This window comes from Labilibaculum manganireducens (genome assembly GCF_963665805.2).
Lineage (GTDB): Bacteria > Bacteroidota > Bacteroidia > Bacteroidales > Marinifilaceae > Labilibaculum > Labilibaculum manganireducens.
This window is the reverse complement of sequence record NZ_CAXXEE010000003.1, coordinates 1,640,024-1,652,782: the sequence shown is the minus strand read 5'-3', so window position 1 is coordinate 1,652,782 and position 12,759 is coordinate 1,640,024. Positions and strand designations below refer to the sequence as shown.

10 protein-coding genes are annotated in these 12,759 nt (G+C 35.6%); all 10 read right to left on the bottom strand.

Features of this window, described 5'->3' with window-relative positions:
- Positions 1 to 3: 3 nt before the first annotated feature.
- Positions 4 to 888: an HlyD family secretion protein gene (locus ACHZAX_RS06250; RefSeq protein WP_320018444.1), complete on the bottom strand. Its 885-nt coding sequence runs from the start codon at positions 886 to 888 to the stop codon at positions 4 to 6.
- A 107-nt stretch (positions 889 to 995) separates the two neighbouring features.
- A complete protein-coding gene (locus tag ACHZAX_RS06245; RefSeq protein WP_320018443.1) occupies positions 996 to 2,279 on the bottom strand; it encodes a TolC family protein in 1,284 nt (427 codons plus the stop codon).
- 10 nt (positions 2,280 to 2,289) lie between these two features.
- Positions 2,290 to 2,898 carry a TetR/AcrR family transcriptional regulator gene (locus tag ACHZAX_RS06240; RefSeq protein ID WP_320018442.1) on the bottom strand — a complete coding sequence of 203 codons (609 nt, stop codon included), beginning with the start codon at positions 2,896 to 2,898 and terminating at the stop codon, positions 2,290 to 2,292.
- 207 nt (positions 2,899 to 3,105) lie between these two features.
- Positions 3,106 to 4,110, bottom strand: a complete 1,005-nt coding sequence (locus tag ACHZAX_RS06235) for an ABC transporter permease (protein ID WP_320018441.1) — start codon at positions 4,108 to 4,110, stop codon at positions 3,106 to 3,108.
- Positions 4,086 to 5,528, bottom strand: coding sequence for an ABC transporter permease (locus ACHZAX_RS06230; RefSeq protein WP_320018440.1), 1,443 nt, complete (start codon positions 5,526 to 5,528; stop codon positions 4,086 to 4,088). The genes ACHZAX_RS06235 and ACHZAX_RS06230 overlap by 25 nt, the downstream gene beginning before the upstream one ends.
- A gap of 188 nt (positions 5,529 to 5,716) precedes the next feature.
- On the bottom strand, positions 5,717 to 6,967 hold the full coding sequence (locus ACHZAX_RS06225) for a DUF1015 domain-containing protein (RefSeq protein ID WP_320018439.1): 1,251 nt from the start codon (positions 6,965 to 6,967) through the stop codon (positions 5,717 to 5,719).
- 115 nt (positions 6,968 to 7,082) lie between these two features.
- Positions 7,083 to 8,006, bottom strand: coding sequence for a 3-phosphoglycerate dehydrogenase (locus tag ACHZAX_RS06220; RefSeq protein ID WP_320018438.1), 924 nt, complete (start codon positions 8,004 to 8,006; stop codon positions 7,083 to 7,085).
- 148 nt (positions 8,007 to 8,154) lie between these two features.
- On the bottom strand, positions 8,155 to 9,231 hold the full coding sequence (serC, locus tag ACHZAX_RS06215) for a 3-phosphoserine/phosphohydroxythreonine transaminase (protein WP_320018437.1): 1,077 nt from the start codon (positions 9,229 to 9,231) through the stop codon (positions 8,155 to 8,157).
- A 437-nt stretch (positions 9,232 to 9,668) separates the two neighbouring features.
- Positions 9,669 to 10,772 (bottom strand): glycine cleavage system aminomethyltransferase GcvT, encoded by a 1,104-nt coding sequence (gcvT, locus tag ACHZAX_RS06210; RefSeq protein WP_320018436.1) that lies wholly within the window; start codon positions 10,770 to 10,772, stop codon positions 9,669 to 9,671.
- A gap of 153 nt (positions 10,773 to 10,925) precedes the next feature.
- Positions 10,926 to 12,674, bottom strand: coding sequence for a hypothetical protein (locus ACHZAX_RS06205; protein ID WP_320018435.1), 1,749 nt, complete (start codon positions 12,672 to 12,674; stop codon positions 10,926 to 10,928).
- Positions 12,675 to 12,759: the final 85 nt, after the last annotated feature.

Below are 12,759 nucleotides of genomic sequence, written 5' to 3'. Positions count from 1 at the left end.
ATGCTATTTAAATCTAATTTCACCCGGCATTCCAATCTTCAAACGTCCGTCATTTACCACCTTAACCTTTACAGCATAAACCAATTTCACACGCTCTTTTTTTGTTTGGATAATTTTGGGTGTAAATTCAGATTGGGAAGAAATCCAGATTACTTTCCCCTGAAGTATTTCATTCTCCTCTTTATTTTTATCAATCAACACCTTCACTTCTTGACCGATTTTAACCTCTGTAAGCTGATCGCCACTAATATAAACCCGTAAATCCAGCGTACTTAAATCGGCTAGTTTAAATAGTGGTGTTCCTGTGTTCACCATTTCATAAGCTTCATGATATTTTTCCAAAACCGTAGCGGTCTCTGGCACATATATCTTACTTTTCTCAATTAAATCGTTTAAGGATTCAATTCTCCGACCGAGACTTTCCAGCTCTCCCAAAACCTTGGCATTCTCCGTTTTAACCGCTTGTATTTGCTTCTGAGCAAGCAAAATTCCACCATTAACATCATCAACATCTTTGCTGGTTGCTGCGCCGTCTGCAAACATTTTATCAATTCTCGATTTATCTTTTTCAAGGATAGAAATCTGTTCCTGATAAACCGCGATACGAGAAAGGATATTCTTCACTCCTGATGCCACAGCTGACTTTTGCGCTTTTAACTGCTCTCTTTGCAGATACAACTGAGTGGTATCAATAATTCCAACTTGTTTTGCCTCTGAGAAAACATCTCCCTCATTAACATCAAGAGCAAGTATCTTACCGCTGTTTTCAGCTGAAATCATATACTCTGTAGCCTCAAAATTTCCAAAAGCATCCGAATCGGCTTCATTTTGATTGCAGCCAAAAGCAAAGAAAAGAATGGCTGCTCCTATAATTGTTGTTAATTTCATCTGTTTTATAATTTGTTTTTTAACTGCTATATGGAACTTGCTGTGAATAAATAATCACTTTTGTATGTGAGCTAATAATTATTTAATCATGCAAATTTTATTGATATTTAAATTCCTTTGATTCGTTTGAACTCAGCCAATGATTGCTGCAATTGAATTGTATGGTATTCTTTATTTAATTTCGCTTGAATCTCCTTATTCAAATCCTCTAAATAATCACTTGAGGTAATCACGCCATTATCCAACTGCGAGGCTGAACTTCTGCTAATATCCTCCTGCAATTCGATGATGGCATCATCCTTTTCCAGTAAAATTTCGAATTTTCTGATCTCACTGCTTTCTTTCCCCAAATTAATACGCTGATTTTGCGTAAAGCTTAACTCCTGGGTTCCCAGTAAATCTTTTTGAATTCCAATTACTTTTTGCTTTCTGCGATTTGATTTCCAATCGAAAATATTCCAGGAAATTTTTGCTCCCAACATGTAATAAGTATCAAATTCATCCTTTAATTGATTGTAACCGGGATTTCCATATCCCATCTGACCAAAAGCTGACACCACCGGATACCGGTCTTTCTTCAATAACTCTTTTTGAGCATCCAACAATGATTGCCGGCTTAAGTACCATTGATATTCAGGCCTATCCTTAGATTCCAAACCATTTACTGACAGTTGATCATATTCTGTTTCTTCAAGTTTTGTATTCACACTTAAACTGCGTCCCATTAGCTGAGAAAGCACATTAAATGAGGATTCCTCACGAGCATTTAGCTCTAACACCTGCTGTTCTATTAAAAGCAATTCAGACTCCATAATTTTCAAATTAGCAGGAAGAACCATTCCATTTTCCACAGCAGATTTCAATTGCTGCAAGCGTTTAACAATGGTATTTTGTTTATCAAGTATTACCAATTTACTTTTTCGAACCAACAGAATTCCAAAATAGGCCATATTAACGCGTTCTCGAAGTTGATACATCTGAATCTCCAGATTTTTAATTTCAACCTCCGAAGATTTCTTCTCCACCTCAACCCTGTCATGAGTTTTTCCGCCATCAAATATCAACTGTTCAACATCTACGTTTAGCGAGTATCTATCCTTTGGCGCTTTGGGCGTATTCATTCCGGGAAATGAAATACCTGTTACATCGGACTGATAACTGAGGTTTCCATTGGCATAAATCTTTGGTAAATAGGCAAGTTTCAAATTCTCTGTATTCAAATCCGAAGATTTACTCAAAAGTTCCTTTCCTTTCATTAATGGGAAAAATTCCTGAACTTCTTTTTGACACTGATCCAAACTAAGAACCTCTTCCTGAGACCATCCTATCTGAATCTTAAAAAAGATAATCAGCAAAAGAATGTATTTGCTTTTTCTACAAATTGATATCATTTCAAAAGAATTAAATTTTTATTGATTGAATTATGAAATCAGAAACACGATCGGCCCGCTCTTTCAGTATCTCATATATATTTTCATTTTTATATAAAATCTCCTTAATTACAGGTCGGCCTGCGAACGGAAAAATAGACAAACTAATGATATTTAGAATTAACTCTCTTGGATCAATCGGTCTTATCATTCCTGACTTAACAGCTTCGTTAATTTGAATTATTGTCTTTTCTCTTCCCTCCAAAAACCCTTCAGCATCAAACAATTTAAGTATTCGTGTCGGATCCGAATTAATTTCATTAATTACAAAATTAGGAAGGAACGGATACTCAACTAACACTTCATGATAGTGCCTGCAAATATTTCTGATCTTTTGAAACAAATCAGAATCATCTGCTAAAAACGCAGCTATGGGGCGAAGCATTTTTTTTAGTGCTTCATCAAAAACCTGTTCAAATAATTTTTCTTTGTTCCGATAGTAATAATGGAGCAAAGCTTTATTTATTCCTGCACGATCTGCAATCTCCTGCATTCTGGCTCCGGCTAATCCTTTTTGTGCAAAAATAGTTCTTGCTGCAATTAGAATATTCTCTTGGGTCTCGACTGATTTCTTTTCCATTTTTATTTTCTTAACCAATTGGTTAATTGATATTCAAAAAATTAACCATTCGGATTAACCGTTTGGTTAATGCAAATATATTGCTTTTTTTTGTCCCTCCAAATAAATTTGCTGCTTTTTAACCATTTGGTTAAAAAACATACAACAAAAAACTCCCGCCAATTCCTGATGAGAGCTTTCTTAACGTGTATTAAAACTTACAAAAAACTATTCGTATTTTAAGGATTCTATTGGATTTGCTCTTGCAACCTTTAACGAATGTCCACTTACAGTAACTAAAGTAAGAATAATTGACATCAATAAAGCGAATGGAAAATAATACCATGGAAAATTGATTCTGTAAACAAAATTCGATAACCAGTGCTGCATCACAAAATAAGTTAATGGCCATGCAGCAATATTTGCAATTACTACATTCAAACAAAGACTGCGACTTAAAATCACCATCAATCCAAATTCCGAACTACCCAGTACTTTACGAATTCCGATCTCTTTTACTCTTTGCTGCATTTCAAAAGAAACCAATCCCAATAAACCAAGAAGTGCAATAAAAAAGGCCAAAATAGTAAAAGAACTAAGGATATTTGCAACCCTTTCTTCTCCCTTAAACAGGTTATTAAAATCACTATCCAAAAAGAAATATTCGAAAGGCTCCCCATCAGTCATTTTTGACCAGTACTTTTTTACCATCTTTACTCCATCCATTACATTATCCGGCTGTAACTTAACCAACATATAACGCTTAAAAAGTTTCGGGTCAGATACCAATAACATAGGAAGTATTTTATCGCGCATCGATTCAAAATGAAAATCTTCAATTACACCAATAATCTCAATAGCCTTCCGACCATTTTGATTAAAATCCGGTTTGTAAATATTTCGTCCCACAGGATTATCGGCATATCCCAATGCTGCAATCGCAGCTTCGTTAGCTATAAAAACAGAAGAATCCGACAACCTGTTTTTATCAAATTTCCTTCCATCAATTATTTTCAGTCCCAGCAAATCAATAAAGTTTTCATCAACATGCATCAATCGAAAATTGATTATATCTTCATTGTTTGCTCCTTCACGATACATCGACCATCCATTTGTACCCCGGCCGGGAACCATTCCTGAAAATGATACGTCTTCAATTCCCGAATACTCCTTTAGCTTTTCTTTAATGGATATTCTCTCTTCATCTTCTAATGAATTTGCCCTATCAACCACCAATACACGTTCCTTATCAAATCCGAGCTTTTTTCCTGCATAAAATTAACCTGTTCTTTAATAATAAATGCAGATATCAAAATACCAATGGCAACCACAAATTGAAAAATAACAAGACCAGCTCTTATTCGTTTCCCCAGCCGTCCTTTTTGCACTTCACCTTTCAGTACACTCATCACCTTAAAACCCGATAAAGAAATGGCTGTATAACTCCCGGCAAACAATACAACAAATGCAATTACGCCTCCCATAAATAAAAGATACTCCTCCTGCCATAATAAAGGTGACATCAAATTTTTCCGGGTAATTTCATTAAAATAAGGCAAGGTCAACTCAACCAGGAAGAAAGAAATAACAGTCGCCAATAAAGTCATTAAGAAAGTTTCTGCATAAAATTGAATCATAAGCATATTCCGATTACTTCCAAACACTTTTCTTACTCCCACCTCACGAGCCCGGGTATACGATCTGGCTGTCGTTAGATTTAAGAAATTAACACATGCCAGTAATAGAATGAAAAAAGCAATCGCCGAAAATATATAAATGTATTTTATATCACTAACAGGCTCTATCTGACCTTCAGTAGTAGTCTTAAGATAAATCGACTCTAATGGCTCTAAATAATACTTAAATTCATTTCCGTTTTTTTCCCATGCTACAATATCAATCCCAAGAACTTCAATCAATTTAGGTCCCATATGTCTGATCGTGAAATCACGAAATTTAGCTTCTAAATCCTTGTGGTTCGTTCCTGGCTGCAGCAAAAAATAAGCCTGCATATAGTCACTAAACCAAGCATCTTCCTCTTCTGCACTTAAATTTAACAAGCCAACTAAATCATAATGAAAATGAGAATTTTCAGGTACATCTTCAACCACTCCACTTATAGTAAAGAGCTTATCCTCACTCATCTTCAAAATTTTCCCAACAGGATTTGCATCGCCAAAATATTTTTGAGATGTACTTTGAGTCAATACAATATTATTCTTCTCCTTTAAAGCTGTCCTTGAATCACCAAACACAAAAGGACGAGAGAAGACTTCGAAGAAAGTAGAATCTGTGCGTAAGAATTTGTCTTCCACAAATTGCTTGTCCTCATATTTAAACAACACATTGTTCCAGAAATTTATTCGGACAGCATATTTTACCTCTGGAAAATCAGCAACTGCGTTTGGAGAAAAAGGCGCACAAATGGTATTGCCATCCATTTTTCGCTCTCCCATTTTTACTTTAGTTGCTACACGATAAATATCTTTAGATTTGGGATAAAATTTATCGTAACTCAACTCATCCTGAACAAACAGATAAATAAGAAATACACAAGCCAGTCCCACAGCTAAACCAACAATATTAATAAAAGTGTAACCTTTGTATTTTCTCATATTCCGAAAGGCAACCTTAAAAAAGTTCAGTATCATAGTTTAGGGATTAGATTTACAGCCTTTATGTATCAATCCATATGCCACCACACATAAAAACCTATATATCTGACAACTACAAAAAGTCATGCGGGACAAAATCTGTTCGAATAAGCACGTATATGTACGTTTTCGCACAAAAAAAGGATGCCAATTGGCACCCTTTCATATTTCTTATGTAAACTTGCTTAATCCAACTTGTGAATTAACAAACCTGAACGAAGTTTCGGTTCAAACCAAGTTGTTTTAGGAGGCATAATATTTCCTGTATCAGCAATATCAATTAACTGCTGCATCGACACTGCATACAAAGCAAATGCAACTTTCATATCACCACCATCAACACGTTTTTTCAACTCTCCTAATCCGCGAATTCCACCCACAAACTCAACACGAGTTGTAGTACGAAGATCTTCAACACCTAAAAGATTATCCAATACATGACTTGATAAAATAGTTACATCCAAAACTCCAATAGGATCCTTATCATCGTAAGTTCCTTCTTTCGCATTTAGTTTGTACCATTTATTATCCAAATACATTGAGAATTCATGCAATTTAGCAGGCTTGTAAATCTCCTCACCCATGCACTCAACTTCAAATGTTTGTTCCAACTTTGCCAAAAACTCAGTTTCAGTCATTCCGTTTAAGTCCTTAACAACACGATTGTAATCAATAATTGCCAATTGATTATCTGGAAAATGGACAGCCATAAAATAATTGTACTCCTCATCACCTGTGTGGTTAGGATTCTTAGCAGCAAATTCATCCCCAATACGAGCTGCGGCCGCAGTACGATGATGACCGTCAGCAACATATGTAGCAGGAACTTTTGTTGCGAACAACTCTTCCAACTCTTTATTTGTTGCTGGATTATTTACCGGCCAAAAATGATGGCCAAATCCGTCTTCAGCAACAAAATCATACTCAGCTTCTTCGTTCTTTACTATATCTGCAACAATTGCATCAATTTCAGGAACAGCTTTGTACGAAAAGAATACCGGTTCAAGATTAGCTTCGGTATAACGAGTTAAAATCATACGATCTTCCTCTTTATCCGGACGGGTTAATTCATGTTTCTTAATTACTCCATTCTTGTAATCTTCGCAAGCTGCATTTGCAACAATACCATACTGAGTTCTGCCATCCATGGTTTGAGCATAGATATAAAACTTAGCTTCTTCGTCCTGAACCAACCATCCCTTATCCTGGAACATTTTTAAATTGGATACAGATTTTTTATACACCTCTTCTGAGTGAACGTCTGTTCCGGCAGGGCAATCGATTTCGGCACGAGTGATATGAAGCAAAGACACTTCCTTTCCTTCAGCCATTTGAGCGGCTTCCTCTGAATTCATTACATCATATGGCAAACAAGCCAAATCTTTTGAAATCTCTTTTGGTGGGCGCAAGCCCTTAAATGGTTTTAAAATAGCCATCGCGTTTTATGTTTTCGTTGTGTTTGTTTGTTTTAATCTATCTGAATGCTAATTGCGTTCAAATATATAAGGTAGAAAACAAGAAGAAAATGACTTTCCTCTTGTTTTCCAAATACTATTTATTTACTCTGAATGTTTCGTCTCCGTTTTTAATGTAGTTCACAATTTGATTTGCTCCGGCAATACCAGCATTGATATTTGCCTCAGCAGTTTGTGCACCCATTTTCTTTGGAGTGAAGAAGAATCTGCCTTGAAATTTATCCTCAATTTCTTCTTTACAGTCAGGAGCAATATCCGAAATGTATGCAAAATCTTTACGGGCATCCATTAATTGAATCAAACCTTCTTCATCAATCACCTCTTTACGAGCTGTATTAACAAGCACACCACCTTTAGGCATCTTGTTCAACAAATCGAAGTTGATTGAATTTTTTGTTTTTTCATTTGCCGGAATATGCAGAGAAACATAGTTGCAGGTGCTATACAATTCCTCAACAGAGTCAACTACCTTTACACCGTCAGCTTCAATTGTTTCCTTAGCCACAAATGGATCGAAAGCATATACTTCCATTCCAAAGCCTTTAGCTATTTCACCAACATAACGCCCCACATTACCATATGCATGAATTCCGATTTTCTTTCCTCGTACTTCAACACCAGCACTTCCGTTAAACCCATTTCTTGCCAAAAATACCATCATTCCAAAAACCAACTCAGCAACAGCATTTGAATTCTGTCCCGGAGTATTCATGGCAACAACGCCTTTCTCAGTACAAGCCTCAAGATCGATATTATCGTATCCTGCACCTGCACGAACAATTACTTTAAGGTTTTTAGCAGCTTCAATTACTTCGCGTGTTGCTTTATCGCTGCGAATAATCATGGCGTCCACATCGGCAACTGCAGCTAATAAATCTGCTTTATCAGTATAAGATTCCAATAAAACCAATTCGTAACCAGCACCTTCCACAACAGTCCTGATACTATCAACAGCGGCAGGAGCAAAAGGCTTATCGGTTGCAATTAATACTTTTGTCATTTTATTTGATATTTGAATTATGAAAAAATAAAATGTCATCGCCAGCCAAATCGAAGTAATGTGTACATTACTTTAGTCGTTCCTCGTGCACTGAATGACAAACAAGCAGGAGATGGATTTCTCCATTCCTGCTCATTTCCTATTATAATTATTTTACGTGAATGTTTTTGAATTCCTGCATACAATCTACTAATGCCTGTACGCTTGATTTTGGCAGAGCATTGTAAGTAGAAGCACGGAACCCTCCAACTGAACGGTGTCCTTTAATTCCAGACATTCCTTTCGCGCTTGCAAATTCGTAGAAGTCTTTTTCCAATTCTTTATACTCGTCATTCATCACAAAACAGATATTCATTAATGAACGATCTTCTTTATTAATAACAGTTCCTTTAAACATTGGATTGCTGTCAATCTCATTGTAAAGCACTGCTGCTTTATCTTCATTTCGTTTCTGCATTGCAGATACGCCACCTTGTTCTTTGATCCACTGCAAAGTTTGAAGAGCTGCAAAAACAGGAACAACCGGAGGAGTATTGAACATTGACTCTCCATCGATGTGTGTTTGGTAGTTCAACATGGTTGGAATCTGACGATCTACCTTACCAAGAATTTCATCTTTTACAATCACAAAAGTAACACCTGCCGGTGCAAGGTTCTTTTGAGCACCGCCATAAATTAATGCATACTTTGAAACATCAACCGGGCGGGAGAAAATATCAGATGACATATCAGCTACTAAAGGAACATTAATATCTAAATCTTCTTTAATCTCTGTACCGTAGATAGTGTTGTTGGTAGTAATGTGAAAATAATCTACATCAGAAGGAATATTATATCCTTTAGGAATGTAGTTGTAAACAGTATCTTTCGAAGATGCTACTTCTATTACTTCACCAAATAGTTTTGCTTCTTTCAAAGCTTTGTTTGCCCAAGCTCCTGTATTCAGATAAGCTGCTTTTTTTCCTAACAAATTGTAAGGAATCATGCAAAACTGAGTTGAGGCACCACCACCAAGAAACAAAACCGAATAACCTTCAGGAATACTTAATAATTCCTTAAACAAAGCGATAGCCTCATCCATTACTGCAACAAATTCTTTGCTGCGGTGAGACACTTCCATCAAAGAAAGACTTGTTCCGGCAAAATTTTTAATTGCTTCAGCTGTTTTTTCAACTGTAAAATCAGGAAGAATTGAAGGACCTGCAGAAAAGTTGTGTACTTTCATTTTTTCAAACGTTTTAAATTTTTGTATTATTCCATATCCTGAGGCAAAATTGCAAATAAAAATTTATTTTAAGACGCTTTTACTTGTTAAAATGTATGTTTTATAACAAATAATTTATCCTCTTATCCCCCTTCGTATAGATTAATATTTACGTTCTGAAAAACAGAAACTTAACCTGCAGAATTTTTTACTTATATTCATTCACACGATGGTGTTTTTTCCTGAAAATCCAAATATTTGGATTGTTCGGAGCAATCTATGTGAATTTAGATGGTAACAAGAAAAATTAAATTCTATTTTCAGAATTAATTTCCCTTAAAAAACCATTCCAAATATAAGAATTTATGTTTGAAAAGCCCCAACCGCTATGATTAAAAACAAAAAAAGACAGCTACATCACGGGTAACTGTCTTTTGTTATTTCAATAAAAATTCGATTTACGCTTTGTAAAAAGGAATTTTTGTGATTTTAGCTTTTACCGCTTTATTTCGAACACGAATAAAAATCTCAGTATCCAGTTTATAAAATCCTTCCTTAACATATCCTAAACCAATTGATTTTCCTACCATTGGAGCCATTGTTCCCGAAGTTACTTCGCCAATTTCGTTTCCTTCAGCATCTTCAATTTTATAGCCATGACGAGCAATTCCTCTATCAATCAATTCAAAACCTTTTAATCTGCGTTTTGGTTTCTCCTCTTGTTGCTTTTCGAAAAATTCACGATCGATAAAATCGTTTCCTTCCACAAACTTGGTGATCCAACCTAAACCTGCTTCAATCGGTGAATGATCATCATCAATATCGTTACCGTATAAACAGAAACCAACTTCTAAGCGCAGTGTATCACGGGCAGCCAAACCAATTGGCTGGATTCCAAATTCTTTTCCTGCTTCCATTACAGCATTCCAAAGCTTCGCTCCATCTTCGTTTGATACATAAATTTCACATCCGCCCGAACCAGTATAACCGGTAGTCGAAAAAATAGCATTTTCGATTCCTGCAATGGTTACTTTTTGAAATGTGTAATACTCCATATCTTCAATCGGACGATCCACAATTTTCTGCATCGCTTTCAATGCCAAAGGACCTTGTACTGCTAACTGACATATTTCATCGGAAGCATTATAAAGTTCAGTTCCAACTTCCAATCCCATTTCCTCAGCATTTTTACAACACCAATTCCAATCTTTCTCAATATTAGCTGCATTTACAACCAATAGATACGTCTCGCTATCAATCTGATATACTAATAAATCATCAACGATTCCGCCTTTCCCATTTGGGAAGCAACTATACTGAACTTTTCCATTGGAAAGTGTAGCTACATCATTTGTAGTCAATTTTTGTACAAAACTAAAAGCTTTTGGACCTTTCACCCAAAACTCACCCATGTGAGATACATCAAAAACCCCTAATTTTTCACGAACACATTTGTGCTCATCGTTAATTCCGGTATACTCAATAGGCATGTTATACCCGGCAAATGGCGCCATTTTTGCACCTAATTCTTCATGAAAGCTAGTGAATGCTGTTCTTTTCATTTGTTTACGTATTTTGGGCAAGATCTTCAAGTAATCATAAAAAAGTCAAGCTTTTTTACTGAAGATTTACCTGAGAAAAAAGTTATTAAATCGTGTTTGTGTTATCTTTTGCAAATGTAAAAATTTTTCTCAGATATCGTTTGTGCCAATACACTAGTTTGCCTCAAAAGGTCTTCTTGCAATACCTAATCGATAACCTCCTTTAAACAAAACAACAAAAGCATCCTTCACTCCACTGGCATCCCTATATTTGGCAGCCTCCTTAAATGTTAAAAATCCTCCGATAGTATATTTATGCCAGTTTTCTACAAACAAATGATCTATAACATCACCTCCTTTATACCTTTTAAATAAATCTTTAGGATCCATTTCTTTTCTTGCCGCAGCAATTTGAACTCTATAAACAAAGTCTTCTTCAACTAATTCTTGTTTTACCGGAGTTTCAGTTATTGCAACGGCCTCACTTTTAAAACTTACAAGCGGAAGAGTAACAGGAACTTCTAGTTTCGTTTCAGGAAGTTCAATCACTGGTTCTGCTATGACTTCCTCTGCAACTTCTTCGATTACCGGCTCAGGTGTTTTTTGACAATAAATATCAAATCCTCCTTTGCCTCCGCTACGCTCGGATGCAAAATAAAAAACACCATTCTGATCTTCACAATAGGTAATATCGTTATCAGTACTATTTATTGGATATCCCAGATTTATTGGCTTACTCCAAGTTCCATCGTCCTGACGGTCAGACTTGAATATATCATATCCCCCCATGGTATTGTGCCCCTTTGAACTGAAAAATAACTTAGTGCCATCCGCACTTATAAAAACATCACCTTCGTCATATTCAGTATTAATATCGCCACCAATATTAATTGGCTTAGACCATTTAGACTCCGACTCTTTTTTACAAAAATAGATATCACAATCGCCAAAGCCGCCTTTACGATTACTTACAAAATAAATTTCATCTCCCGACTGAGGTAAACTTGCAGAACTCTCTCTTGAATCCTTTTCGTTAATGAATTTAATTGCTCTTCCTATTTTCCATTTGCCTCTCTCCTTTTCTGCCAGAAACAAATCACCTGCTCCCGAATTACTATTATAAAATACAAATTGTTTATCGTCAAATTTAGACAGCAAAGTAGAATTTACATTTTCTCCTAAATTATTTTTCTCTTCACGAACCTCAATATCCAACACCTCACTTTTTGAAGCCTTAAAAAGTTTTTCAAAAAACTTTTGATCTTCTGGTGACCTGCTATCATTCTCTAATCCTCTTCGCGAACTAAAAAACAGATTACTATCTATTATTTGAGGATTAAATTCATCAAATTCTGAGTTTACATTTCCTTCAACAGGTTGTATCTCCAGATCAAGACTATTTTTCATTAGCAACCTGCCGCTTCGACACTCTTGAATGTGTTTATCACTTATAGGCAAAAGTTCTTTCTGCTCTTTATACTTATTCTGCTGAATTAACTCTTTATTCATTTTAAAATGAATGATTGCATCAGAAAAATTATTTTGATATTTATAAGCCAAGCCAATCAGAAAATGAATATCTGCACTGATATCAGCATTAGCAGATTTTGCAGCAAGTAAATATGACAGCGCAGCATCTCTTGGTCCTGATATTAAATAACAAAGACCAATATTGTAATTTAACTCAGGATTATTATTATTTAAGTTGTAGGCACTCAAAAAGAGATTTAAACTCTGGGGCACATATCCAATTCCTTTTTGATACAGCTCAGATGCCTCTTTCACTTGGGCAAAAGCTTGTTTTCGATTCGGTTCATTATCAACAAATTCAGACTTTTTCACAGGCAACAACTCTTGCCCGGTTAGATTCCCTGATAATAAAAAAACAAAAAGAAAAACAGCGGTAGTAAACTTCCAGATCATAAACATTAAGTTAGATATTTTGTTCAGATAAATTCTGTAAAAATTAGTGTTACGAAAAAAAAAATCTTTTGTTGAGCTTAATCCT